19 protein-coding genes are annotated in these 25,690 nt (G+C 62.1%); 7 read left to right on the forward strand and 12 right to left on the reverse strand.

What is annotated here, in order from left to right:
* Positions 1-162 precede the first annotated feature (162 nt).
* From LL253_RS17250 to LL253_RS17270, 5 genes are all read right to left on the reverse strand, one after another.
* Positions 163-1,992, reverse strand: a complete 1,830-nt coding sequence (locus LL253_RS17250) for a CocE/NonD family hydrolase (RefSeq protein WP_228227938.1) — start codon at positions 1,990-1,992, stop codon at positions 163-165.
* 133 nt (positions 1,993-2,125) lie between these two features.
* Positions 2,126-2,950: a class I SAM-dependent methyltransferase gene (locus LL253_RS17255; RefSeq protein ID WP_228227939.1), complete on the reverse strand. Its 825-nt coding sequence runs from the start codon at positions 2,948-2,950 to the stop codon at positions 2,126-2,128.
* A 1-nt stretch (position 2,951) separates the two neighbouring features.
* Complete coding sequence (locus LL253_RS17260; RefSeq protein ID WP_228227940.1) at positions 2,952-3,929, reverse strand: S46 family peptidase; 978 nt, start codon at positions 3,927-3,929, stop codon at positions 2,952-2,954.
* The gene (locus tag LL253_RS17265) at positions 3,862-4,545 is read right to left on the reverse strand and encodes a GTP-binding protein (protein ID WP_323133423.1); all 684 of its coding nucleotides are present in this window, start codon (positions 4,543-4,545) and stop codon (positions 3,862-3,864) included. Before LL253_RS17265 ends, LL253_RS17260 begins: the two co-directional genes overlap by 68 nt.
* Positions 4,546-4,876: 331 nt before the next feature.
* Complete coding sequence (locus LL253_RS17270) at positions 4,877-7,738, reverse strand: TonB-dependent receptor domain-containing protein (protein ID WP_228227941.1); 2,862 nt, start codon at positions 7,736-7,738, stop codon at positions 4,877-4,879.
* Positions 7,739-8,279: 541 nt separating this feature from the next.
* Here LL253_RS17270 and LL253_RS17275 point away from each other — a divergent pair.
* The 3 genes from LL253_RS17275 (at position 8,280) to infC (ending at position 13,792) form a co-directional block, all read left to right on the forward strand.
* Positions 8,280-10,403 (forward strand): TonB-dependent receptor, encoded by a 2,124-nt coding sequence (locus LL253_RS17275; protein WP_228227942.1) that lies wholly within the window; start codon positions 8,280-8,282, stop codon positions 10,401-10,403.
* A 727-nt stretch (positions 10,404-11,130) separates the two neighbouring features.
* The gene (gene thrS / locus LL253_RS17280; protein WP_228227973.1) at positions 11,131-13,128 is read left to right on the forward strand and encodes a threonine--tRNA ligase; all 1,998 of its coding nucleotides are present in this window, start codon (positions 11,131-11,133) and stop codon (positions 13,126-13,128) included.
* 130 nt (positions 13,129-13,258) lie between these two features.
* On the forward strand, positions 13,259-13,792 hold the full coding sequence (gene infC, locus LL253_RS17285; protein WP_037542090.1) for a translation initiation factor IF-3: 534 nt from the start codon (positions 13,259-13,261) through the stop codon (positions 13,790-13,792).
* A 126-nt stretch (positions 13,793-13,918) separates the two neighbouring features.
* Here infC and LL253_RS17290 read toward each other — a convergent pair whose 3' ends face one another.
* From LL253_RS17290 to pabB, 6 genes are all read right to left on the reverse strand, one after another.
* Positions 13,919-15,034 carry a zinc-binding dehydrogenase gene (locus LL253_RS17290; RefSeq protein ID WP_228227943.1) on the reverse strand — a complete coding sequence of 372 codons (1,116 nt, stop codon included), beginning with the start codon at positions 15,032-15,034 and terminating at the stop codon, positions 13,919-13,921.
* A 76-nt stretch (positions 15,035-15,110) separates the two neighbouring features.
* Entirely contained in the window at positions 15,111-15,785 is a 675-nt protein-coding gene (msrA, locus tag LL253_RS17295; protein ID WP_228227944.1) for a peptide-methionine (S)-S-oxide reductase MsrA, read from the reverse strand.
* A complete protein-coding gene (locus tag LL253_RS17300; RefSeq protein WP_009821017.1) occupies positions 15,769-15,921 on the reverse strand; it encodes a hypothetical protein in 153 nt (50 codons plus the stop codon). The genes msrA and LL253_RS17300 overlap by 17 nt, the downstream gene beginning before the upstream one ends.
* A 281-nt stretch (positions 15,922-16,202) precedes the next feature.
* Positions 16,203-17,405 carry a pyridoxal phosphate-dependent aminotransferase gene (locus LL253_RS17305; RefSeq protein WP_228227945.1) on the reverse strand — a complete coding sequence of 401 codons (1,203 nt, stop codon included), beginning with the start codon at positions 17,403-17,405 and terminating at the stop codon, positions 16,203-16,205.
* A gap of 139 nt (positions 17,406-17,544) precedes the next feature.
* Complete coding sequence (locus LL253_RS17310) at positions 17,545-18,168, reverse strand: aminotransferase class IV (RefSeq protein ID WP_009821015.1); 624 nt, start codon at positions 18,166-18,168, stop codon at positions 17,545-17,547.
* Positions 18,169-18,201: 33 nt separating this feature from the next.
* Positions 18,202-19,371 (reverse strand): aminodeoxychorismate synthase component I, encoded by a 1,170-nt coding sequence (pabB, locus tag LL253_RS17315; protein WP_228227946.1) that lies wholly within the window; start codon positions 19,369-19,371, stop codon positions 18,202-18,204.
* 92 nt (positions 19,372-19,463) lie between these two features.
* Between pabB and LL253_RS17320 the strand changes: the two genes are divergently transcribed.
* Positions 19,464-19,847 (forward strand): DUF983 domain-containing protein, encoded by a 384-nt coding sequence (locus LL253_RS17320; protein ID WP_228227947.1) that lies wholly within the window; start codon positions 19,464-19,466, stop codon positions 19,845-19,847.
* 7 nt (positions 19,848-19,854) lie between these two features.
* Here the strand turns inward: LL253_RS17320 and LL253_RS17325 are convergent, their stop codons facing one another.
* The gene (locus LL253_RS17325) at positions 19,855-20,292 is read right to left on the reverse strand and encodes an acyl-CoA thioesterase (protein ID WP_009821012.1); all 438 of its coding nucleotides are present in this window, start codon (positions 20,290-20,292) and stop codon (positions 19,855-19,857) included.
* A gap of 244 nt (positions 20,293-20,536) precedes the next feature.
* Here LL253_RS17325 and LL253_RS17330 point away from each other — a divergent pair, with 244 nt between their 5' ends.
* The 3 genes from LL253_RS17330 to LL253_RS17340 all read left to right on the forward strand — a co-directional run bounded on the left by LL253_RS17330 (position 20,537) and on the right by LL253_RS17340 (position 25,581).
* Complete coding sequence (locus LL253_RS17330) at positions 20,537-22,852, forward strand: TonB-dependent receptor (RefSeq protein ID WP_228227948.1); 2,316 nt, start codon at positions 20,537-20,539, stop codon at positions 22,850-22,852.
* A 22-nt stretch (positions 22,853-22,874) separates the two neighbouring features.
* Positions 22,875-24,218 (forward strand): alkaline phosphatase family protein, encoded by a 1,344-nt coding sequence (locus tag LL253_RS17335; protein ID WP_228227949.1) that lies wholly within the window; start codon positions 22,875-22,877, stop codon positions 24,216-24,218.
* A 124-nt stretch (positions 24,219-24,342) separates the two neighbouring features.
* Complete coding sequence (locus tag LL253_RS17340) at positions 24,343-25,581, forward strand: cytochrome b/b6 domain-containing protein (protein ID WP_228227950.1); 1,239 nt, start codon at positions 24,343-24,345, stop codon at positions 25,579-25,581.
* The last annotated feature ends 109 nt before the right edge of the window (positions 25,582-25,690 follow it).

The following is a 25,690-nucleotide window of genomic DNA, read 5'->3' on the forward strand; positions in this document are numbered from 1 at the left end:
GTGACACCCGAAACATAATCCGCAGACGGGTCACTTCTCGATGGAAAACCCGGGTCACTTCTCAGTGGAAATCAACAACAAGGGTCCGAAGTTTGAAGGCTGATCGCGCTGGGCTGATGTCGTCCATCCACGACTTTCCAGCGCGACCTATCATATGGTGGTTCAGTCTTGAATGATGGGCAGCCAGACGGCGCTGGCCGCGTCGCCGCCCCGGTGGATCGTCTCGGTCGCCTTCATATAGTCTTCGGGCTTGGCCTCCATGATCGAGTTCACCCAGCTTTGCGGGTTGCGGTCGTAGAGCGGAAACAGGCTCGACTGCACCTGCACCATGATCTTGTGACCCGGCAGGAACACATGGTCGACATTGGGCAGCGACCATTGGAAGGCATAAGTCTTCCCCGACTCCAGCGGCGCGGGGGTGGAGAAGCCGTGGACATAGCGGCCGCGGAAAATCTCGATGCCGATGCCCAGTTGGTAGCCCGCCATGGCTGGATTGGCGGAGTTCTCCTGAGGATAGACGTCGATCAGCTTGACGACGAAATCGCTGTCGCGCCCTGTGGTCGCAGCCCGCAGATCGACCTTGGGTGCCCCCTTGATATGCACGGGCTTGTCGAGCGTGCCGGTTGTGTAGCTGAGCACATCCGGACGACCGTCGACGAAGCGCTGGTCATGCACCAGCCAGGTTCGCCATTCCTCACCCTGCATATGGACCGGGCGCGGCAGCATCGGCACGGGCTTGGCAGGATCAGAGACATAGCTGTCACTGCCTGCCTCCGGCCTGGTCCAGGACAAGCCGAAATTGCTGCCGAGGTAAAGCGGCGTCGGCGTGCCCGCCGGCCATTGCTGCGACACCTCCCACTGATTTGCGCCGGTCGCATAGGTCAGCACGGGAGGGGTCGTGCATGGTGGCGGATTGGATTTGAGATGGCAGTCCAGAAAAGGCTTCATGTACCGCGTGCGGAACTGCAACCCCGTGTCGCCTTCCCATTGCAACGGGCCAAGGGCGCGGGCTTCATAATTAACCTGGCTATGCCGCCAGGGACCGATGACGAGGCTGACCATGTCATTGGCCGCGTCCTGCTTTTCCAGCGCCCGGTAGACAGCCGGGGCGCCATAGCTGTCTTCCTGGTCCCACTGGCCGACAACCAGCATAGTCGGAACCGTCAGCTTTCTCTTCTCCAGCAGCTTGTCGACCGCCTGCCCCTGCCACCATGCGTCATAGCTGGGATGCTCCAGCACCTTGCGCACCACGGGCAGGTCCAGCAGGCCGTAGGCCCTGGCATAGTCGGCCGCTGACCCCGCCTCCAGATAGGCGCTATATTCGTCGCCCGTCCCCTTGGGCACTGCCCCGCCGCCCTTCTTCACCGTCTGGCCCAGGTCATAATCGAAGCCGAAGGTGCGGAACGCGCCGTTGTGGAACCAGTCGTCGCCCATCCACCCGTCGACCATCGGGCTTTGCGGCACTGCGGCCTTGAGCGCCGGATGCGGGTCGATCAACGCCATGAGCGACGTGAAGCCGAGATAGGAGGAGCCGGTTATGCCGACCTTCCCGTTGCTCTCCTTCACATTCTTCACCAGCCAGTCGATCGTGTCATAGGCGTCGGTGGCGTGATCGACCTTGGTCGGGTTGAGCGGGCCGCGCAGCGGGCGGTTCATGACATAGTCGCCCTCCGACCCGTCAAGGCCGCGCACATCCTGATAGACCCGGATATAGCCGTCATTGACGAACTCCGCGTCCATTACGGGCAGGATCTCCTCGATCTTCTGGCTGCGGTTGCGGCTGGTGGATTTGTCGGCATTATAGGGCGTGCGGCTCAGCAGGATCGGCGCATCGCTCACGCCCTTGCGATACACGATAACGGTGTAGAGCTTCTTCCCGTCGCGCATCGGGATCATCACCACTTTGCGCACATAGTCGGCCTGCGGGCGAACCCAGTCATAGGCCTTGACCTGCTCGTTCATCATCGTGTCAGTCAGCGGCGGCCGCTGCATCGGCGCTGCGGCGCCCCCCAGTACCCATCCGCAAAGGGACAGGCATAGTGCGCCGGCCAAGCGGTGACGAAAGGAAACTCCCAAACTGCTTTCATGCATCATCTTTGCTGTCCTTCCGTCACGATGCGCCATCTTATGCGGCTGCACGCCCCTTATTGCCCGGCTTGGTCGCGACCGCCAGATGCGCCTTCCCCGGCATGCGGATGAGATCGCCATCGCGCCAAGGATCCAGCATGGTTTGCGCCTGCGCGATGACGGCGCGGCGCTCGCTTTCGCTCAGCCCGGCGATCAACGGGTTTGACCCGATCATCGCGCTGTCATGGGTCAAAATGCCCGCTGGCAGCACAATGTCATGAGTCCGGCTGTGCAGCGTGACGTGCGCCTGCCCTGCTGCTTCGCACGCGGCAATAATGCAATCGCCCTCATGCAGGGCCATCATGCCAGGCATATCCATGTCGATCGCAATGTCTGGCCATAGGGCCAGCCGCGCCTCCGCCAATAGCTGGTTCGGACCAAATCCATAGGGATTGGCCGCTACCCCAAGGACGGCGAGGCCGCCGGGGCGCAGCACGCGCGCCATTTCGGCAAGGCCCGCCCGCCAATCAGGGAAAAGCGGCACGCCGAATACCGAGCAGACGCGGTCAAACGAGTCTGAGGACAGATCGAGCGCCTGACCGTTCGTCTGCCGCGCCGTAATGGCAAGTCCATCAGACCGGCCAGCGAGCCGATCTATCATCGTCGCGGAAAAATCGATGGCGGTCACCTGCGCGCCTTCTGCCGCTGCGGCGAGCGCCAGCGCGCCGGGCCCCGTCGCGATATCAAGCAGGGACATGCCCGTTTCGATCTCGGCCAGCGCCACGGCATCGCGGCAAAATTGTGCGGTGAACGGTTCCGCGCCCACGATGTAGGCATCCGCCGTCTCGTCCCAATAGGCAGCGGTTTGAATGGGTTGCGTCACCTCAGCGCGCCTTGAGTTCAGCGACCAGAGCGGGCGCGGGATAGAGTTTTTCCAGCGCCTCCTGCACCGCATCGGTCGACACGACCACGGTGCGGTTCAACGCCGGATCATATCCATAATTGCCGCCCAGCGAATGGATGTTGCCATCGAACGCCGCGCCGATCACCGCCCCGCTGCGGTCGATGACGGGACTGCCCGAATTCCCGCCGATAATGTCGTTGGTAGTCACGAAATCATAGGTCGTGGCGGGATCGATCGCCTTGCGGTTGGCGGCGAAGGCGGTCGGCAGGTCGAACGGTGCGCTCCCGGTCGCGCGGTCGAATGTGCCCCCCATGGTCGTGGCATAGGGAACGGCCTTGCCCCGTTCGGTCCAGCCTTTCACCTGTCCATAGCTGATCCGCAGAGTGAAGGTCGCGTCGGGGTAGAGCGCGTTGCCATAGGCCGCAAAGCGCGCCCCGGCGAGCTTGCCCCCGGCAGCCGTCAGCGGCCCCTGATAATTTTCGTCCACCTGGCGCTTGAGAGCGCGCTGGCGCGGTTCGAGCTTGAGGGCATATTGGATCAGCGGATCCTTTGACGCCTCAATCGCCTGCAACCCGCCTTCCCATAGCTGGCGACGATAGTCGGGATCGGCCAGGCGCGTCTGCGACACCAGCCGCTCGGCCAGTTGTTCGGGACTTTCCTTGCCCAGCAGCAACTGCGTGTCCGCATCGTCCACGCCCAGATATTCGCGCGCCTTGGACAGGCTCCAGGACAATTGCAGCTTTTCCAGCCAAGGATAGAGCGGGCGCTTGTCCAATATCTGCTTTTCCAGCAGCGGCAGCGCGCTGTCGGTATAGCCTGGCAGGCGCTCTTCGTTCGGTTTGGCCCTTTCCTTCGCCGCCATGACCAGAGCCTCGGCATAACCATAAAGATCACTCGATGGCGTTATGAACCGATAGGGAAGATAGAGCGGGCGATAGGCCTGCACCGCCGCACTCACATCCGCCCATGGGTCGCCAATCGCCGCATTGCGACACGGCGCTCGCCTTGTTGATGACGACCACGTCAGCAAACTCGATCTGCTCGACCAGCAAGCCGACCAGGCTGCGGGTATCGTCCTCGCCCAGGCTCTCGCCACGGTCGGCGAGAAAATCCTGGCTCGAATAGTCGGCGAGCAGATTGAGCGCGTCGACTACCGTAACCATCGTGTCGAGCCGCGCGACATCGCCCAGGCAATTGCCATCCTCGTCGCGGAAGGAGAAGGTAGTCGCCACCGGCAGAGGCTCGGAAATGCCGGTGCTCTCGATCACCAGCGCATCGAACCGGCCCGCCTCGGCAAGCGCGCGCACTTCCTTCAAAAGGTCATCGCGCAAGGTGCAGCAGATGCAACCATTGGTCATCTCGACCAACGCCTCCTCGCTGCGCGACAGCGCCGCGTCGCCGCCGCGCACCAGATCGGCGTCGATATTGACCTCCGACATGTCGTTGACGATCACGGCAACGCGTCGCCCCTCACGATTGGCGAGAATATGATTGAGCGTCGTCGTCTTGCCCGCGCCCAGAAAGCCGGACAGTACCGTGACCGGGAGCCGATTGTCAGTGAAGCCATATTCTATCCTTGACCTTTATGTGACGGTATATCATTTCTCGATACGGCGAAGGACACAGGATGTCCAGCGTCAGTCAGAAATTGTTATGAATGTCTTTCCCCCGAAACAAAGCCTCCCCGACGAACCAGCGCGTGCACCCCTTTGTATGCTTTATCCCTTTGGCTCGCCGCCGCTTTTAGCCATGCAGCTACGCGCCCTGACGCCTATGTGGCCTGATCGGACCGCTCATATCTGGGCGCGTGTTTTCGAAGCACCTGCCACCCTGCTTGCGCAGCCCATGGTTATAAGCGCCCGGCATGCGTACCCTCCCCCGACTTTAATATTGGTGGCGAGTCGATCAGCCTTTCTCAGCAGCGATCACATAGTCGAAGCCATGGCGCAGCCCGCCGTCGCGCCCGATTATGGCCAAAGCGTCCTGTCGCAAGGCTTCGCCCCGCGCATGTAATGCCGCCGCCAGTGACCGATCCCCAAGCCTCGAAAGCCGCGACGCGCACATGTCGATCTGGCTGTTCACAAACTTCTCTTGGTAACGGATGGGGAAACGATGCGCGCTGACGACGCGAAAACCCGACGCCGTCATCTGTTCCAGCACCCATTCCATCGGAAATTCGCGGTAGGGTCGCTCGCCCGCTTGCAGCAACACGGCGTCGCGCCATCGCCCGATGTCACACAGGATGCGGCCGTCGGGTGTCTCCGGTCGTTCAGCGACATAGGGCTCAAGGCCGACCAGATAGAGCCGCCCGCGCGCCAATGTCCGCAGCCGGGCGAACATCCGTTCCTGAAAATAGGGTGCGAAGCCTTCGATCGCCCCGATCAGATAGTCGGCGAGAATGGTATCGAAACGCTCGCCTGCCAGCAGCGTCGGGTTGGCCCAGTTACCAAGGATGATCCTGTCCTGCGGTCGGCGAACGCGATCCGATGCGTCACGCACCTGAACGGCATGGCCCGCCGCGCCGGTGACGGCGACCCAGCGATCGGTCGCAAGCCCTGACACCCAGCCGATCGAATTGGTGCCCGTTCCCGCGTCCAGAAAGGTGCCCCAAGGCCGATCGCCCTGGAGCATCTCGATATGGCGGAACAGCGCGGACGGTCGCCGCGCTGTTCCTTTCGTCTTGCTCAGAATGCCCCCCCGCAGGCCGAACAAGAAGTTGCGGCCGCGCAACGGAGAAAAGGTCTTGATGAACGAGCTATGGTTATATGCCAACTCGTTGGTCAGGTTGGTGCCGCGCACGAACAGTTCCGCGCTGCGCTTGTCCCCCAGTTCGACGCGATAGGCGAGCGTCGCATTCACCATGTCATAGCCCGGCGTGCGCGTTTCAAAGGCTGCGATCCGGTCCTGTTCGAACACATGATAATATTCCGCATCCGCCGTGAACGGCCCGACATGCACATCGCCGCGTGCGCCAAGGCGCCCGGCCGGAATACGCGGCAGGTCACCGCCACCATTTTTCAGCTTGGCGCGAACATAGTCGCCGAACACCGACAGGGCGAACTGATCGTTGAAGGCATGGCGCACTTCCCCATCGATGCCGGTGAAGGTCGCCTCTGCCCCGGCATAGCGGATCAGACGGAAATCTTCGAACTGGTCGAGCGTCTGGGCGTAGATATAATTATCGAAGTCCTGATGATAGGCGCCGATGGTGAAGGTTGTCGGCCCTGCCGTCTTGCGCAGCGTCAGGTTGACCGAATTCGCCTTTTCAACGCCTTGCGATACTTTTTCGGCAAGGCGGCTGTTGCCGCTGACGATCCCGATCTCATAGGTGTTGGTCGCAAGGTGCAGGCCATAGGCATAAAGTTCCTGCACCGAAGGCGCGCGTTCGGTATGCGCCAGCGACAGGGCCAGCGAGTAGTCGCTGCCTATGCTCCAGATCGCGGCGGCTGACGCCGAAAAGGGCTTGTGCCTGATCGAGGGATAGCGCGTGATCAGCGACTTCACCGTCTGCCATTCCTGTCGGGCGGCCGCCTCCAGCCGGACATTGCCAAGCGAATAAGTCTCCAGCAGGAAAATCGCGGTATTGCTGGAGTCCGTATTCAGCGTGTGCGTCACACCGCCGCTGATCGCCTGGAACCGGCTGCCGCTCTGTTGGATGCCGAACGTACCGCGCAAGCCCCCCAGCGGCGCATGAGTCAGTTCCACACGCAGGTCGTGGGCCTTGTTGAGGAAGGTGTTTTCCGCTTCCCCATCCTCGATCTCGTCATGCGCATAGTCGGTGAAGGACAGGCGGAAGCGTACCTTCTCCAGCGCGGGCACAGGATTGTTATAATCGCTGCGAATGTCGAAGCGATTGCTGCGCAGCTTTACGAATGGCACTTCCTCCTCATGGTCGTGTTCATGATCATGGTCGTGATCATGCTCCTCTTCTTCTCCATGACTGCCGCAATGCAGGCTGATGCCATGGGGATGGCAGCTTTCATAATCATGATTGTGGCCCGGCACGCCATATTCATTACGCTGGCGGGTATAAGCAACGCCCAGATAGCCGTCCGGGCCGATCCAACTTCCCCCGACACTGACGGTCGATGTGTCATTGTAGGAGCCATGCACTCTGTCCTCCCCAAAGGCGCGAGGCACCCGATAGTCGTCGGAGCGGCGGTGGACGCCCTCCACCCGCAGAGCCAGTGGCCCGGCGCCGACCGTTGCACCGCCTACCAGGCTGCGCTCATCATCACCGGTGCCCAGCCGCCCTTCGGCTGCACCGGTGATGCCGCCCTCCGGAACATAGGTCGGAACCTTCTCGTCGAGCAGGTTGACCCCGCCGCCGATTGCGCCACTGCCATAGAGCAGGGTCGCCGGACCGCGCAGCACCTCGATCCCGCGCAGCAATAGCGGTTCGCCCGTGACATTATGGTCCGGCGAGATCGCCGAGGCGTCCTGCACATTGGCGCTGTCGCTCAGCACCTGCACGCGGGGCGAGGATTGGCCGCGAATGATCGGACGGCTGGCGCCGCCGCCGAAATTTTCGAAATTGATCCCCGGCTGACCTGCCAGCGTCTCGCCAAGCGTTGCGGCGCGCCGGTGAATCAGTTCTGCCCCCGTGAGTGTCACGACCGGCGTGGTGGTCTCATCAGCCTTCTGCCCCAAAGGAGCAGCCGTAACAACGATATCCCCCTGGCCATGCCCGCCTGCCTGAGCAAGGGCGATGCCGGGGGTGATCGCAATGATCGATACGGCGCACAAATGGTGAAGGTGATTTCTCACGGAATGTCCCCTGTCGATGTTCTGAAGATGCGGCGTGATACGTAATATTATATCACATCACAACCCTGAACTATGAACTATCACCCACGATAACGGTGTATTTCCATATAGTTACAGAATGTTTCTGGTGGCAGCCAAGATAGTAGAAGGACCGATGCTACCCTGCCACCTTATCGCGGGTCATTACGAATTGGCGGCTGATTTCACCGCAATTTCTCGCGATCAACATCGCCGATAGAAGAAAGGCGCCACGCCGCGTGTCTGGCCGGAAACGAGAGGATGAGGACCCTCGATCTTATCGGCGTAGGCCGCGATCAATAGATGCGGCACGCCAGGAGGCATCATTCACAATGGGCGGAAGTACGTCGCCTAGCAGGATGAGGAGTGATGCAACCATCATACACTCAGCAGTATTTTGACACGATATGGCTATGATATGTTGTAACGCGCAATAAAGGAGCATAAGAGACCCGCAACAGGGGAAAGCGCCTTGAGCGCAGTCAGGAGAGGATCCGAGGTTCGGATCAAAAAAGGGTACCCCATGCGCATCAGTTTGCTTCTATCGACCTGTTCAGCCATCGCGATCTTCACGCTCAGCAATCCCGCTCTGGCGGAAGATGAGAGGGCTGAGAAAGCCGCGCTGCACGAACAGACCCCTGCCAACATCATCGTCACCGCGCCGTTCCAACGTGACCGGTCCGATATCCTTTCGGGCGCGTCGGTGCTTCAGGGGAGCGACCTCACACAGGCGATACGCCCATCGATCGGCGAAACGCTCCAGCATACGCCTGGCGTGTCCGCAACCTCCTTCGGCCCCAGCGCGTCCCGCCCGGTCTTGCGCGGACTTCAGGGGGAACGCGTACGCGTGCTGGTCGATGGCATTGGCTCCATTGACGTGTCCAACACCAGTGTTGATCATGCGCCTGTGGTCAATCCATTGCTCGCCGAACGCATTGAAGTGCTGCGGGGTCCCCAGTCGCTGCTCTTCGGTGCGTCCGCGATCGGTGGCGTTGTCAATGTCATCGACAAGCGTATCCCCCGCAGCGTGCCCGACGAGCCCGTCCATATCGACGCGATCGCCACCTATGGCAGCGCAGCCGACGAGCGCAGCGGTGCCGGTTCGGTCGATGTGCCGCTGGGTGACAAGTTCGTCGTCCACGCCGATGGCAGCTATCTGAAATCGGATAATATGCGCATCGGCGGCTACGCCTTGTCGCCAAGCGCGCGCGCGCAGGCGCTGGCATCCAGCCAGCTTCCCGCCGAAGAGCCGGAAGAAGGCGAGGAAGCCATCGACTTTGCCGGTAATGCCGCGATACGGGGAAAGCTGCCCAACAGCCAAGCCAAGACGTGGACCGCGGGCGTCGGTGCAGCCCTCATTACCGAGACCGGCAATCTGGGCGTATCCTACAGCCATTATGACAGCCTCTATGGCGTGCCTGTGCGCTACGCGACGCTGCCCGGCCAGGAACAGGAGGCGCCACGCCTTGATCTGGCGCAGGATCGGCTGGATTTGCGGGCTGAGGTCGAAACGGGCGGCGGCTTGCTAAAAGCGATCCGTGCGCGCGCCAGCTACGCCGATTATCGGCATTTCGAACTGGAAGAGAGCGGAGAAGTCGGCACCGCCTTCTACAACAAGGGCATGGAGGGCCGCATCGAACTGGTGCAGGCCGATCATGGCCCATGGCAGGGCGCAAGCGGCGTCCAATATTACTCGCGGAACTTCAACGTCGTCGGCGAGGAAGCCTTCCTGCCCAAAAATGATACGCAGCGGTTCGGCGCGTTCACGCTTCAGACGCTCGACTATGGCGCGGTCAAGCTGGAGGCAGGCGGGCGCTACGAGCATAGCGAATTGCAGGCATTGCCACTTGAAGACCAGGATCAGTTCTTCGCAGGCAAGCGAACCTTCGACACCTTCTCCTTCTCGGGCGGCGCGTCCTATGGCTTCAATTCCGACTGGCGTCTGGGCGTCAATCTCTCCCGTTCCGAACGCGCGCCGTCGGCGGAAGAATTGTTCGCCAACGGCCCACATGCCGGAACGCAGGCGTTCGAGGTTGGCAATCCTGATTTCAAGACCGAACGCGCATGGGGTCTGGAAGCGGTGCTACGTGGGAAGGGCGAGAATTACAGTTTTGAGGCCTCGGCCTATCATAACTGGTTTTCCAACTTCATCTATGAAGGGCTGACCGGCGAGGAAGAGGATGGCCTGCCCGTCTACCAGTTTAGTCAGGCCAAGGCGCGCTATTACGGGTTCGAGGCGCAAGGGTCAGTCACCCTCGCCACGTTCGGGGAGATGAAGCTCGTAGCAGACGCGCTGGGCGACTATGTCCACGCGCGTATCGTCGGCGAAGGCCCCGCCCCGCGCATTCCGCCGCTTCGCTTGCTGGGCGGTCTTGGCGTCACCAGTCCCAAGGTGGACGTGCGCGGCGAGGTCGAATGGACGGACGACCAGAAGCGTGTCTCTGACTTCGAGACGGAGACGAAGGGCTTCACCCTCGTCAATGCGCAGGTCAACTACCGTCCTTGGGGTACAGAACGTCCTCTCAGCTTCGCGCTGTCGGCAAACAACATCTTCGATGTCGTTGCCCGCCGCCATGCCTCATTCCTGAAGGACTTCGCGCCCTTGTCGGGACGCGACATCCGCGTGACCGCCCGCGTCAGCTTTTGACGCCATATGTCCCGCCGGGGGAAACCGCGGCGGGACGCAATGGCAGCGTTCGTAGGAAGGATGACGCGGGCGCCAGTGGAATAGGTAAGCCTATGTGCGTCGCGGCCGCTGAGCATGATTTTTCAGGTCTGTTCTGTCGTATCTTGATAAGGAGGCATGGCAATCATGGGCGCGGTGAGATGCAAATGCGGGAGCGCCATCATTTTGATAGGACTTGGAAGATCGCCAACATGGCTGAAAATCCGAGCAATTGGGTGAAGCATCGTAGCAACGCGCCCAGACTGCTGCTTGATAGCCAGGCTATCGCCATCAAAATGAACGATGGGACTTAGCCGCAATAGGAAGCCCAGCGAATAGACAGCCGTGCACTAGCCTGACGGCGAGCAAGCCAGACGGCGGAGGGGAGCGGCTCCCTATTTGGTCCGACAACCCAACCCCGTTCATTGTCCGTTCCATTATGGCGAGCATTTTGATAAACAACTGAAAATCCGTTGTAATTTTCAAGTTCAGCAAAGGCGGCCTGGGGCTTTTCTGAGGCCCTTTTGCGCATTCCATTTCTATCATCTATTTGAAAATTAACTTAGAATTTTTGCGAGTTCGGTTCCGGCTCGGCCTCATCATGAGATCCCCCCTGTATTGACAGGCAAGTCGACCCATCTAAGGGAAAGGCGCGGCTATGTGTGCCGCGCTGACAGCCCCTTCAACAGAAAGACATATCGTGTCCGCCATGCTCAAAATCACTCTGCCCGACGGTTCCGTGCGTGAAGTCGCGCCCGGCACTACCCCGGCGGACATTGCGGCGGCGATCGGCCCGGGTCTCGCCAAGGCGGCAATCGCGGCGCGGGTCGATGGCGAATTGCGCGATATCGGCCGGCCGCTGCAAGAGGACGCCCATCTGGCGCTCGTGACCGCGAAGGACGAAGCGGACGCGCTGGAACTGGCGCGCCACGATTTCGCCCATGTGCTGGCCGAAGCGGTACAGGCGCTGTTTCCCGGCACGCAGATCACCTTCGGTCCGGCGACCGAGGACGGCTTCTATTATGATTTCGCGCCCAAGGACCGACCCTTCACTGAAGAGGACCTGCCCGTGATCGAGGCCGAAATGCGCAAGATCATCGCCGCAGACAAGCCGCTCAAACGCAAGGTGATCGACCGTGACACGCTGATTGCGCAATGGGAAGCGGCCGGCGAGACGTTCAAGGCGCAGTGGGCGGCCGAATTGCCGCAGGGTGAGGAACTGACCGTTTATCATTCTGGCACCCCCGGTTCCGAAGGCTCCTGGTACGATATGTGCCGTGGGCCGCACCTTGCCTCGACGGGCAAACTGGACCCGCAGGCCTTCAGGCTGACCCGCGTGTCGGGCGCCTATTGGCGCGGGGACCAGAAGAATGCGATGCTGTCGCGCATCTACGGCACGGGCTGGCTCAACAAGAAGCAACTGGCCGAACATCTGACGCGGATTGAGGAAGCGGGGAAGCGCGACCACCGCAAGCTGGGCGCGGAGATGGACTTGTTCCACCTCCAGCAGGAAGCGCATGGCTCGGTCTTCTGGCATCCCAAGGGCTATGTCATCTGGCGGAACCTCGAAGCCTATATGCGCCGCGCGATCGACGAGGCGGGCTATCGCGAGGTCAAGACGCCGCAGGTGATGGACGCGCGCCAGTGGGAACAGTCGGGCCATTGGGGCAAATATCGCGAGAATATGTTCGTCATCCCCGACGAAGTCCCCAATGTCGAGGACGAAGGGCCGCTGGTGTCGGACGATGCCGACTGGATGGCCTTGAAGCCCATGAACTGCCCGGCGCACGTCCTGATATTCCGGCAGGGAATCAAAAGCTATCGCGACCTGCCCTTGCGCTTCTACGAAAATGGCTGCTGCCACCGCAACGAGCCGCATGGCGCGCTGCACGGCCTGATGCGCGTGCGCCAGTTCACGCAGGACGACGCACATATCTTCTGCCGCGAGGACCAGATTGTCGAGGAAGTACGTGCCTTCTGCGCGCTTGCCGACCGTATCTACAAGGATTTCGGCTTCACCTATTCGATCAAGCTGGCGCTGCGTCCCGAAAAGCGATTCGGCACCGAGGAGATGTGGGACAAGGCAGAGGAAGAACTGCGCAACGCGGTCGCTGCCGCCGGGCTCAATACGCCGGACTATGGCTGGGAGGAGTTACCGGGCGAAGGCGCTTTCTACGCGCCCAAACTGGAGTGGCACCTCACTGACGCGATTGGCCGCACCTGGCAGGTCGGCACGATCCAGTCCGACCGGGTGCTGCCCGAACGGCTCGACGCCAGCTATGTCGGTGAGGATGGCGAGCGGCATCGCCCGGTCATGCTCCATCGTGCGATCTTCGGTAGCTATGAACGTTTCATCGGCATATTGATCGAACATTATGCGGGCAAATTCCCGCTCTGGCTCGCCCCGGTTCAGGCGGTGGTCGCAACCATCGTCTCTGATGCGGACGATTATGCCAAGGCGGCCGTCGACAGGCTTCGCGCCGCCGGAATCCGTGCCGAACTCGATACGCGCAACGAGAAGATCAACTACAAGGTGCGCGAACATAGCCTGGCCAAGGTGCCCAACCTGCTGGTCATCGGGCGACGCGAGGCGGATGAGGGCACGGTGGCGTTGCGCGAGTTGGGCAAGGATGGCCAGAACGTCCTGTCGCTGGACGATGTCATCGCCCGTCTTGAAAAAGAAGCGTCGCCCCCCGATATGCGGTGAGGCAGAAATGCTGCAAGGGTGCGTGATTTCGCCACGGCGGAACCGCGCACCCCTTTCCGCATTGGTAAAATGTCGCTAAAAGCCGCTCGTTTTCGTAACGACCATAGGAGATATTGCTATACGTCCCCCGATGATGCGCCGCCCGATGGCGCCGCCGCCGAAATCCGGCCCCCGTTATAACGAGTTCATCAACGTGCCCAAAGTGCGCGTGATTGACGATGAAGGCGAAAATCTCGGTGTGATGTTTACGCAGGAGGCGATCGAGCAGGCCTATGAGATTGGCCTCGATCTCGTCGAAGTCTCGCCTAACGCCGATCCGCCGGTCTGCAAGTTTCTCGACATCGGCAAGTTCAAGTATGAAGCGCAGAAGAAGGCGAATATCGCCCGCAAGACGCAGAAGACGCAGGAACTCAAAGAAATCAAGATGCGCCCCAACATCGACGATCATGATTATGAGACGAAGATGAAGAAGGTGCATGACTTCATCGGCGATGGCGACAAGGTGAAGATTACGCTGCGCTTTCGCGGCCGCGAACTCAGCCACCAGCAGTTGGGCATGAATTTGCTGCAACGCGTGGCTGAGAATGTCCAGGAAATCGCGAAGGTCGAAGCCTATCCGCGTATGGAAGGCCGTCAGATGCTGATGGTTCTCGCGCCGAAATAAGCGCGCGCACCAGCGAATCGCAAAAAGAGGCGGGGTCTGGAAGCAGACCCCGCTCTTTTCATTTGAGGCGCATCGACTGACCGGGTGCCTTCCGCCAAGCCATGGTATAGTCCGTCCGGCCTCAGCTCAGCCATTGGGCAGCAGCAGATATTTCTCGCCCGTGCGCCGCGCATTATAGGTCAACACTGCATCGCGCTTGAGCGCGTCCTCCAGTGAAATGCGCGCCTTATACTGGCTCGCGAAGGTCGTCGTCAGATTATCCCGCACGCGCGCTCTCAGTTGCTCCAGTGCGGCTGCATCAAGACTTTGCAAAAAGGGGAAGAGCAGCCAGCCCCCGACCGACCAGCTGAAACCGAAACTGCGGTTGAGAATGGTCGGGCCGGTATCGAGCGAGCCATAGATATAGGCCTGCTTGCGGCTGTTGGAGCCATAGCGGCTATACTCCTGCCCTTCCGACGCCACCTCTTCCATAGCGTGCAAGATCTGCCCGACCAGCGTGCCTCCGCCGATCGCATCAAAGGCCAAAGTCGCGCCCGTGGCCTTGAGCGCCGCGACGAGATGCGCTTTGAAATCGTCGCTGCTGCTGTCGACAACATGCTCCGCGCCCATATCCTTCAGCATCGCGGCCTGCGTAGGGCTGCGCACGATGTTGACGAGCGGAACGCCGTCTTCCTTGGTGATGCGCAGCAGCATCTTGCCCAGGTTGGAGGCGGCGGCCGTGTGGACGATCGCGCTATGGCCGTCGCGACGCATGGTTTCTACAAACCCGAGCGCGGTCAATGGATTGACGAAGGCGGACGCCCCCTGCTCTGCCGTCGCATTGTCCGGCAGCTCAATGACGGACCGGGCATCGACTGTCCGATATTGCGCGAACATGCCACCGGCGACACAAGCGATCGTCTTGCCCAACAAGGCTTGCGCGTCGGCGGCTTCCCCTGCCGCGACGACGGTTCCTGCACCTTCGTTTCCGACCGGCATCGCCTGCCCGACACGCGCGGCCATCGCCCGGCGCGCGCCGTCCGGCATCGTCGCTACGATGCGGCCATCGCCATATTCGGCATTGTCCAGGTCCGCCGGACCGAAAAGCAGGCCAAGGTCGGATGGGTTGATCGGCGCTGCCTCGACCCGCACGACGACGTCATGCCCGGTTGGCGGCGGCAGGCTTTCCTCCGCCAGTTCGACGACCAGTCGACCGTCCTCCTGCAAGGTCGTCAAAATCCGGCGGCCGCGCATGTCGCTCATCCTATCCTCCTGCATCGTTCCTCAAACAGGTAGGCGCAGGTCCGGCCAGAACAAGGGCCGGCTTCGCGCGCGCGTCTCAGGCGGAAGGCTGATCGCGATATGATGCCGGAAACATGGTTTTGAACGCCGCCAGCTTGGGCGCGTCCCAACGCAGGATATAGGGATGGCGCGGGTTCTTGCGCATGAAATCCTGATGATAGCTGTCGGCGTCCTGGAAGCCGGTGAACCGCTCCACCTTCGTCACGATCGGATCATTCCACAGGCCGCTTTTCCCCAGTTGCGCGAGATAGGCGCGCGCCGCCCGGTCCTGTTCGCCATTCAAGGGAAAGAGCGCACTGCGATATTGCGTCCCACGGTCGGGGCCCTGGCGGTTGAGCAAAGTGGGGTCGGCGATGACCGAGAAGAAGATGCGCAGCAGCGTGCCATAGCTGACGATCTTGGGATCATAGGTTACGCGCACGGCTTCGGCATAGCCGGTGTCGCCACCGCTGACCGTCTCATAATCAACGCGCACGTCGCGCGGGCCGCCGGCAAAACCCGAGACAGCGAGTTTGACGCCTTTGACATGAGAAAAAACGCCCTCGACGCCCCAATAGCAGCCGCCTGCGAAAACGGCTGTTTCCAGCTTGCGCTTGGGTGCGGCATCAATGGCGGGGGCAGGCGCGGACACGACACGCTCCGCGTGCGCTGGGGCGGCTGCGGCAAGCGCAGCCACCAGAAACGGGATGACGCGCTTAAAGGGCCGAGCCATCGGTCGAGGTCGCGGCGACAGCGGTGCTGCTGAACATCGGCGGCTCGTCGGGTTGCAGCATGACCATGCCAACAGCACCGATCGCAAACCCGCCCAGGAAGCGCAGGAACAAATCGGATTTGAGGAACGCCTTCATGGCAAACGCCTTTCTACCATAGTCTGCCGATCTCATCGGCTTTCCCGCTACCTTCATGCGCCTTGCCCCTGACTGAACAATCGATGCCACCGCAGCAGCTTTCGACCAATGCCAGGATAAGGACGACGAACGCCGCCGGATATTTAAGTTTCTGTTCGCAACCGGCATATAAGCCGCGCTGCGCCGAACACAAGACGGCGCAGCGGGAAAAGGACAGTTTCCAGTTTGGGCGAAAAAAGTTCCCGCCGCCTGTTTTTTTAGCGAGGCGGAAATAGACGGCCTTATTTCAGCGCCGCGCAGGCTTCCTGAATGCGGGTGCACGCCTTGCGCAGCACATCGTCCGAGGTTGCATAGCTGATGCGGAAGGCCGGCGACAAACCAAAGGCGGCGCCATGGACAGCGGCCACCTTGGCTTCATCCAGGAAATAGCCGATCAGTGCTTCATCGCTGTCGATCACCGCACCCTTGGGCGTCGTCTTGCCGATCACGCCGCTTGCGTCAGGGTAGACATAGAAAGCGCCCTCGGGGGTTGGGCAATCCAGGCCCGGTGCATCGTTCAGCATGGCGACGACCATGTCGCGGCGCTTCTTGAACACCGCATTGCGGTCTTCCAGAAAATCCTGCGGACCAGTGAGCGCGGCAACGGCGGCGGCCTGGCTGATCGAGCAGGGATTGCTGGTCGATTGCGACTGGAGCTTGCCCATCGCCTTGATGATCCATTCAGGACCGCCGGCAAAACCGATGCGCCATCCGGTCATGGAAAAGGCCTTGGAACAGCCATTGACCGTCAGCGTGCGGTCATAAAGGTCCGGGCACACCTGCGCGATGGTGGCGAAGGGCGATGCGGCATACCAGACATGCTCATACATATCATCGGTCATCACCATCACATGGGGATGGCGCAGCAGCACATCGGCCAGCGCCGCGAGTTCGTCCGCCGAATAGGCCGCGCCCGAGGGGTTGGACGGGGAATTGAGCATCACCCATTTCGTGCGCGGGCTGATCGCAGCGTCTAGCTGCGCCGGCGTGATCTTGTACCCTTGGGCAGCCGGCGCTTCGATGATGACCGGCGTGCCGCCCGCGAAATTGACGATGTCGGGATAGCTGACCCAATAGGGCGCGGGGATGATGACTTCATCGCCCTTGTCCACCGTGGCGATCAAGGCGTTGAACAAGGTATGCTTGCCGCCCGAATTGACGCTGATCTGGCTGCGCTTGTAGACAAGGCCATTGTCGCGCTTGAATTTGAAGGCGACCGCTTCCTTGACATCGACGGTTCCGTCCACGTCAGTATAGCGGGTCTGGTTGTTGCGGATCGCTGCAATGCCGGCGTCCTTGACGAAATCGGGCGTGTCGAAATCCGGTTCCCCCGCCGACAGGCCAATGACATCCACGCCTTCGGCTTTGAGCGCGTTGACGCGTGCGCTCATGGCGAGCGTGGCGGACGGCTGGATGCGACCGAGGGCAGCGGAAGTCTGGCTCATGGCAATCTTCTTTCTCAAATATCCTCTTGCCCGCACATTTAGCGGACGCGGCGGTCCTTAGTGCGCAACGCACTTAGGGGCAACCGCCAGATGGGCGGCAATGGCTTTGCCCTTTAAAAGCGCGGCTATCGACGGGCGCTTATCGCGCCAGCGTCGCCGCGACCATGCCGCGCGCGGCATTGCCGATGAAGAAGCCGCGCTCCAGGTCATGAACCTTGAGGTCCGCCTCCGCAGCTTCCCCCATGTCGATCAGGCTCTGGCGCAAAACGCCGGGTAGCAGGCCGCGCGTGAGCGGCGGCGTCACCAGCTTGTCGCCGCGTTCGACGAAAAGGGTCGAGAAACAGCCTTCGGTCAAATACCCTTTTTCATCGGTCAGCAACACTTCATAGGTGCCGCCACGGCGCAATGCGTCGCGATAGACGGCCCGATCCGTCGTTTTGTGCCGCAGGCGCGGGTCGTTAGCCGACGCCTGTCGGGGCACGACCGCAACCGGCACGATCGCGTGCGGCCAGGTGCGATGATCGCGCACCTCGATCGCCAGCGCTCCGCCCCTGGACACCAGCAACCGTACCCGGCTGCGTTCGCGCAGGCGGAAGGTCGCGGCCTGAAGTTCGTTGCGGACATCGTGCCGATCAAAGGCAAAACCCAGCGCATCGGCGCTTGCCTTCATGCGCGCGAGATGCAGGTCCAGCAGCCTTATCCCCTCATGCGGGTCGAAGGCCATGGTTTCGAGCAGGTCATACTGTCCGTCGATCAAAGACATTGCGGTTATTTCAAGCCCCTGCTCTCATTCAAGTCAAGCTGCGCAAAGAAATCGGCTCTTGGCAAGACATTCCGCCCATTCAGATGCGCCATCGGAATCCGCGACGATACCAGACCCCAGCCCCAACCGCGCCACGCCCTTGCCGTCTTCGATGCACAATGTGCGGATGGCGACATTGAACGCCGCGTCGCCGTCCGGATCGATCCAGCCCATCGCGCCGGTGTAGACGCCGCGCGGATGCGGCTCGACCGCGTCGATGATCTCCATTGCCCGCACTTTGGGCGCGCCGGTGATCGACCCGCAGGGAAACAGCACGCGCAACACATCGACGGGCGACAGGCCCGGCAGCACGCGGGCGCGGACGGTGGACACCAGTTGATGCACCGTGGGGTAGCTTTCCACCCGAAACAGGTCAGGCACGATGACGCTGCCCGCCTGCGACACGCGAGACAGGTCGTTGCGCAACAGATCGACGATCATCAGATTTTCGGCGCGCTGCTTGTCATCCTCCTCCAGCCAACGCGCCTGGGCCGCGTCGCTTGCCGGATCGACGCCGCGCGTCGCGGTGCCCTTCATCGGCCGAGCGGTCAGCTGGCCGCGCACCTGGCTGAAGAAGAGTTCGGGGGAGAAGGACAGAATGTTATGGCTGCCGGTGTGGACGACGCCACCATAGCCGGCGGCGGCGCGCGGGCGGACCGCGGCATAGAGCGCCAGCGGGTCGCCTTCGAACGGCACATCGCAAGGAAAGGTCAGATTGACCTGATAGATGTCGCCGGCATGGATATAGCCCTGCACCGCTTCGAAGGCGCGGCGATAATCCGCCACGGCGATCAGCGGCCGCACGGTTCCGATCTTTGCCTGCGCCCTGTCCGGCAGCAGGCCGGGCACGGCGGTGGAGGGGATGCGGCGCATCCCTTCGAACAGGCCGAACCACAGCAAAGGCGCGCCGCCCCCCTCGCTTCGCGCGGCGATCGGCGCCAACCTGTCTTCCAACGCCAGGCCCGCTTCATAGCTGATGAAGCCGGCGGCGTGCAGGCCCGCATCACTCGCCTGTGCGACGCGATCGAGCGCTGGTTGCACTTCATCCATGCGGTACGCCGCGATGGTGGCCACGGGATCACGATAGAGACGGGCGGGCGCGGGTCCGCGCACACGCGCGTCGTCGAACAGACAAAATATTTCGGTCGGACCCGGCAGGCGCATGACGCTTCCTAGCAGGCTTTGCGCCCGACGGAAGCGATGTCCGCGCGCCCATCATATTGCGCCGGTCCGGATGTCGTCCTAGCGATGAGGGCATGACCGATCCGATTGTCCCGCAACCGCCCGAACGCGCCGCCTGGCCCGCCATCGCGCGTGGCCTGCGTGGCCGCTGTCCCGCGTGCGGCGCGCAGGGCATGTTTGCCCGGTTTCTGAAGGTCAGGCCCTGCTGCGAGGGGTGCGGCCTCCAGCTGGACGCGCATCAGGCGGACGATTTCCCGGCCTATATCGTGATCCTGCTGCTGGGCCATATCCTGGTGCCATTAATGATCGAGACGAACAGGATGCTCGCGATCCCGCTGGCGTGGCAATCGCTGATCTGGCCCGGCTTGGCCGCGATGCTGGCCATCGCCCTGATCCAGCCGGTCAAGGGCGGGGTCATCGCTCTGCAATGGAGCCGCCATCTGGCGGGTTTTAGCTAAGGCGCCATCAGGCGGGGGTGCGCAGGAAATTCCGCTCCATCGCTTCGCGCAGCGTATCGTCGATAATGCGACGCCCTTCGGCGCCATGAGTCACCACCGTCGTATCGCAGGTCGCGACGCACACGCCCTTCTGGAACCCCGCCGAACTGATCGTCCAGCTGGTGCGGCCAATATGGCCGATGGCGCAATGGACTTCGAACGGATAGGGAAAATGCGATTCCTCCAGAAAATTGAGGTTCACATTGGCCACCAGCCAGCGCACCCCCTGTTCCTGCGGGTGACGGCCCAGATGATGGTGAAAGCGGATGCGCGCCGTTTCGAAAATACCAGAAATGGCCACATTGTTGATGTGACCCATCGTGTCGAGATCCTGGAAACGAGTATCGATGCTCGTGATGAAACGATAGGCATCGGGACTGAACCGCCAGCTTTCAGGTTTGGGCATGTTCTGCTTTCCCTTGGAAATATATGGTCATTGCCATAGCCGTCACGGCCATCGATGCAATAACATCATGCAAAATGACGAAGGTGCGGCTTTTCTGACACAGGCCTGCAACACACCATTCATGACGCACCTGTCACGACCATGACGCCAATCCGTCAACGATCCCTCACCACCTTGCAACATGCCGACGATACAGGCCCCTCGCGACCCGGCGATCAGACCGGTGTCCAGGGGGACTATCATCATGCGGCCACTTCACACTTTCTTGCTTGCATCGACTTTCCTGGCGGCGACGCCGGCTTTCGCGCAGGACGCCCTGCCCGCAGCAGCCACGCCGACGGACGGCGGGGAAATCATCGTCTTTGGCCGTGGCGAAACGCGCCAGGTGCAGGAAATCACGGACAAGGACATCGTCACGCTGACGCCGGGCACCAATCCGCTCAAGGCGATCGAGAAGCTGCCAAGCGTCAATTTCCAGTCCGCCGACCCGTTCGGCAATTATGAATGGTCGCAGCGCGTCACCATCCGCAGCTTCAACCAGAATCAGCTGGGCTTCACCTTCGACGGCATTCCGCTGGGCGACATGAGCTATGGCAACCATAACGGCCTGCACATCACCCGTGCGATCAGCAGCGAAAATATCGGCAGCGTGCGCGTCAGCCAGGGGGCAGGTTCGCTTGGCACCCAATCGACCGGCAATCTTGGCGGTACGGTCGAGACATTTTCCGCCGACCCTGCCGAATATCTGAGCGGCGGGTCGCTCGCGGGCCAGGGCAACCTGACCTATGGCAGCGACGAAACCTGGCGCGCCTTCGCCCGGTTGGCGCTGGGCACGCGCGATGGCATCCGCGGCTATGTCTCCTATGGTTATGGCGCGACCGACAAGTGGAAGGGCCAGGGGACGCAGGACCAGCATATGGGCAATGCGAAGGTCGTGATCCCGGCCGGCAACGCGACCATCGATGGGTGGCTGAGCTATTCGGACCGGCGCGAGCAAGACTATCAGGACATGTCGATGAACATGATCCGCCGCCTGGGATGGGACTGGGACAACACGTTCCCCGACTATGCGCGCGCGATCGATTATGCCGACCGCCTCAACGACGTCGATCGGGTCAGCAACAGCGGCGGATCGCCATTCCCCGACGGCCTGTACGATTATAGCGGCGCACCGGTCGCGGGCGGACAGGTCTATCCCGGCAACGTCACCAGCGCCGACGACGCCTATTATGACGCGGCGGGCCTGCGTAAGGACTGGCTGGGCGCAGTCGGCCTGACAACCCCGATCGGTGAGGCCGCGACCTTCCGCATCAAGGGCTATTATCACAATAATAGCGGCATGGGCCTGTGGGGGACGCCCTATACGCCCAGCCCCAACGGCGTGCCCATGTCGGTGCGCACGACCGAATATGACATGGACCGGATCGGCGTGTTCGGCAGCGTCGACTATACGCTGGGCATTCAGACGCTGAGCGCGGGGGCATGGTATGAGAATAACGAATTCCATCAGGCGCGCCGCTTTTACGCCTTCGCCAGCCGGACGGAGCCGGGCCTGAGCTTCCGCGACTATCCCAAAAACCCCTTCTTCACCCAATGGGAGTTCGATTTCACGACGAACACCTTCCAATATCATATCCAGGACAAGATCGACCTGGGCATGGTGACGATCAACCTGGGATGGAAGGGGTTCAAGGTCACCAACAAGGCCGATGCCATCGTCCAGGCGAGCTTCCCCGAAGGCAGGATCAAGGTCGAGGACTGGTTCCAGCCGCATGCCGGCTTTGCCGTCGAGCTGAGCCCGGAGGCGGAAATCTTTGGCGGGTTCACCCAGGTGACGCGCGCCTTCTCCTCCGCCACCACAACTGGCCCCTTTTCGACCAACCAGGTCGGCTTCGATGCGATCAGGGATGATCTCAAGCCTGAACAGTCCGATACCTATGAACTGGGCCTGCGCTACAACACGCCGATGTTCAACGGCGTGCTGGGCGCCTACCTCGTCAACTTCCGCAACCGCCTGCTGGCGGTGACGGTGGGCAGCCCGATCCAGGGTCTTGCGTCCGCGTTGCAGAATGTCGGCGGCGTGCGCGCGCTGGGCTTCGAAGCGGCGGGCGACCTCAAACTGGGGTCCGGCTTTGGCGTCTACGCGTCCTACAGCTACACCGACGCCACGTACCGGGACGATGTGCTGAACAGTTCGGACGGCACGCTGGTCGCGGCGATCAGGGGCAAGACCGTCGTCGACAGCCCCAAGCATATGGCGCGCGGCGAATTCAATTATGATGATGGGAAGGCGTTCGGCCGGGTCGGCGTCAATTACATGTCGCGCCGTTATTACAGCTACACCAATGATGCCTCGGTGCCCGGCCGGGTCATCGTCGACGCATCGGTCGGCTATCGCCTGACCGATCGGATCGAAGTGCAGCTGAATGCCACCAATCTGTTCGACAAGAAATATGTCGGAACGATCGGCTCGGGCGGCTTCGTCAACAGCGGCGACGCGCAGACCCTGCTGGTGGGCGCGCCCCAGCAGTTCTTCGCCACGCTCAAGACCGGCTTCTGAGCCGGATAGCGGAGAAAGACGCATGAAAAGACTCGCGCTTGTCGTTTCGGCCCTGACCACGGTTGTACCGCTCGCGGCCCGGGCAGAACCCGTCCTCCTCATCTCCATCGACGGGTTGCGCCCCGGCGATGTGCTGGAGGCGGACAAGCGCGGGCTTTCCATTCCCAATCTGCGTCGCTTCGTGAAGGAAGGCGCGCGTGCGACCGGCGTGACCGGCGTGCTGCCCACTCTGACCTACCCCAGCCACACAACGCTGATGACGGGCGTGTCGCCGGCCAAACATGGCATCGTCGCCAATAACAGCTTTGACCCCATGGGGATGAACCAGGGTGGCTGGTACTGGTACGCGCAGGATGTGAAGACGCCGATGCTGTGGGAAGCGGCGACCAAGGCAGGGCTGTCCACTGGCAATGTCCATTGGCCCGTCAGCGTCGCGGCCAGGGGCGTGACGTGGAACCTGCCGCAAATATGGCGCACCGGACATGAGGATGACGCGCGGCTGCTCGATGCGCTCGCGACACCGGGTTTGAAAGCGCAACTGGAAGCGCGGGTCGGCGAACCTTATGCCATGGGGATCGACGAAAGCCTGGCTGCGGACCAGAATCGCACGCAGTTCGCCCGCGCCCTGATCGACGCGCACAAACCCGATTTCCTGACCGTCTACTTTGCCGCACTGGACCATGAGGAACATGCCAGCGCACCGGGATCCCCCGCGGCGAAGGCCGTGCTGGAAAAGATCGACGCGCTGGTCGGCGATCTGGTGGCCGCCGAACGACAGGCGCATCCCGACGCGGTGATCGCGCTGGTCAGCGACCATGGGTTCGAAGCGACGCATAGCGCACTCAACCTCTACCGCCCCTTCATCGACGCCGGACTCATCACGCTGGGGTCCGACGGCAAGGTCGCGTCCTGGCTGGCGATGCCCTGGATCGCGGGCGGATCGGCGGCGATCATGCTCGCACGACCCGATGATGCGGGACTCAAGGCGCGGGTCAAGACGCTGCTCGACCGGCTGGCCGCCAATCCCGCCAACGGTATCGATCAGATCGTGGATCACGACAGGCTCGTTTCGATGGGCGGCAATCCGCAAGCGAGTTTTGCCGTGAACCTGAAGCCGGGCTTTGTGACCGACATCTTCCGGGGCGCGGCAGCTCCCGTAACCGGCCCAAGCCCGGTCAAAGGGATGCACGGCTATTTTCCCGGCCCCGCCGCCCTGGACGCGACTCTGCTGCTGCTGGGCGAGGGCATCCCGGCCGGCAAGGATTTGGGCCGGATCGACATGCGCGCCATTGCGCCCACGCTGGCGAAAATCATGGGCGCCGACTTGCCGACGGCGCAAGTGGAAGCGCTGGATATCGAGGATTAGCACGACCTCCCCCCCGGCGTTGCACGGGCCGGTCGCGGGCGTGACCTGCGTGATTGGTTGCAAGATGATGGACTTGCATGCGCGTCCGACCTAATTTGGCGGCACGCCACAACGGGGAGCATCCATGCCGCAGCGCTACAGCATAGCCGCCATCATCCTGCACTGGGCGATCGCCGCCCTGCTGGCGTTCCAGATTGCCGTGGGATGGGCGCTGGAAGATCTGGGCGCGCGCGGCTTCAACCTGTTCCAGCTGCACAAGTCGGTCGGCATCACCATATTGGCGCTGACGCTGTTGCGGATCGCCGTCCGTTACTGGAAGCCGCGTCCGCCAGCAAAGGAAGGCGGTTGGCAGGGCAGCCTGGCCTCTGCCGTGCATTTCGGGCTCTATGCCTTCATGCTGGCCGCGCCGCTGACGGGCTGGGCGCTGGTTTCCACTGCGAAGGTCAAGGTGCCGACACTGATCTTTGGCATCATCCCCCTGCCCCATCTGCCGGTGCCCGCTGGCGCGCACGAACTGGCCGAGGGCAGCCATGGCGTGATCGCCTGGATCGGCATTGCCTTGTTCCTGCTGCATGTCGCGGGCGCGCTGCGCCATCATCTGCTGCTGCGCGACGGGTTGCTCTGGCGGATGGTGCCAGGCCGCTCGCAGCTGTGGCTGGTGGCATTGCCCGCGCTGATCCTGATCGGCTTCCTGGCCGGCCGCGCGATCGTGCCGACCAGCGCGCCGCCCGCCCCGGCGCCGGTAGCGCAGGACGTGGATATGGGCAACGACGCCGCCAATGTCGCCGAAGCGCAGAATGCCACCGCCGCGACGGAGGTGGACAATGCGGTCGCCAACGCCAGCGACGCGGCCGAGGACACGACCGCAGAGCCAGCGACGTGGGCCGTGCAGCCGGGCGGCGCCATCCGATTTTCGGTGGGCAATGACGGTGAGACGATCAGCGGCACATTTTCCAAATGGACCGCGAACATCGTCATGGACCCCGCCCGGCCCGAAAGCGCGGACATCGCCGTGACGATCGACATGACGTCGGCGAGCGTCGGCGACGCCTATAAGGACGGGATGCTGCCCGGCGACGAGTTTTTCGCGACCGCCGCTCATCCGACCGCGACCTTCACCGCCAAGGGCGCACAGGAAACCAGCCCCGGCCGCTACAGCGCCGATGGCATGTTGACGCTAAAAGGGATCTCCAAGCCCCAGTCCATCCGGTTCAGCCTATCGGGCGACGGCGCGACGCGGCGGGTGCGCGGCATCGCCAGCATCGCGCGCGCGGCCTATGATGTGGGCAACGGGGAGAGCGGCGGCAGCCTGGCCCCGCAGGTGGCGGTGACGTTCGACTTCACCGCCCGACGCAAGGACTGACGCGGGACTGGCGACTGGACTGATGGCCCGGTCGATCAGCCTGATCGAGACAAATCATTGCGCAACGGACGGGCGCTACCGCTATAAACTTGCCTTGACCCGCGTGGCG

This window comes from Sphingobium soli (genome assembly GCF_020782245.1).
GTDB lineage: Bacteria > Pseudomonadota > Alphaproteobacteria > Sphingomonadales > Sphingomonadaceae > Sphingobium > Sphingobium soli.

What these genes read in the sequence shown, in the direction of transcription:
- LL253_RS17330 (WP_228227948.1), top strand. Translation starts at nt 20,537, where the DNA reads ATGCGGCCACTTCACACTTTCTTGCTTGCATCGACTTTCCTGGCGGCG.
- LL253_RS17275 (WP_228227942.1), top strand. Translation starts at nt 8,280, where the DNA reads ATGCGCATCAGTTTGCTTCTATCGACCTGTTCAGCCATCGCGATCTTC.
- LL253_RS17250 (WP_228227938.1), bottom strand. Translation starts at nt 1,992, where the DNA reads ATGCAGCGGCCGCCGCTGACTGACACGATGATGAACGAGCAGGTCAAG.
- infC (WP_037542090.1), top strand. Translation starts at nt 13,259, where the DNA reads ATGATGCGCCGCCCGATGGCGCCGCCGCCGAAATCCGGCCCCCGTTAT.
- thrS (WP_228227973.1), top strand. Translation starts at nt 11,131, where the DNA reads ATGCTCAAAATCACTCTGCCCGACGGTTCCGTGCGTGAAGTCGCGCCC.
- LL253_RS17320 (WP_228227947.1), top strand. Translation starts at nt 19,464, where the DNA reads ATGACCGATCCGATTGTCCCGCAACCGCCCGAACGCGCCGCCTGGCCC.
- LL253_RS17325 (WP_009821012.1), bottom strand. Translation starts at nt 20,292, where the DNA reads ATGCCCAAACCTGAAAGCTGGCGGTTCAGTCCCGATGCCTATCGTTTC.
- pabB (WP_228227946.1), bottom strand. Translation starts at nt 19,371, where the DNA reads ATGCGCCTGCCGGGTCCGACCGAAATATTTTGTCTGTTCGACGACGCG.
- msrA (WP_228227944.1), bottom strand. Translation starts at nt 15,785, where the DNA reads ATGGCTCGGCCCTTTAAGCGCGTCATCCCGTTTCTGGTGGCTGCGCTT.
- LL253_RS17335 (WP_228227949.1), top strand. Translation starts at nt 22,875, where the DNA reads ATGAAAAGACTCGCGCTTGTCGTTTCGGCCCTGACCACGGTTGTACCG.
- LL253_RS17340 (WP_228227950.1), top strand. Translation starts at nt 24,343, where the DNA reads ATGCCGCAGCGCTACAGCATAGCCGCCATCATCCTGCACTGGGCGATC.
- LL253_RS17310 (WP_009821015.1), bottom strand. Translation starts at nt 18,168, where the DNA reads ATGTCTTTGATCGACGGACAGTATGACCTGCTCGAAACCATGGCCTTC.
- LL253_RS17300 (WP_009821017.1), bottom strand. Translation starts at nt 15,921, where the DNA reads ATGAAGGCGTTCCTCAAATCCGATTTGTTCCTGCGCTTCCTGGGCGGG.
- LL253_RS17305 (WP_228227945.1), bottom strand. Translation starts at nt 17,405, where the DNA reads ATGAGCCAGACTTCCGCTGCCCTCGGTCGCATCCAGCCGTCCGCCACG.
- LL253_RS17290 (WP_228227943.1), bottom strand. Translation starts at nt 15,034, where the DNA reads ATGAGCGACATGCGCGGCCGCCGGATTTTGACGACCTTGCAGGAGGAC.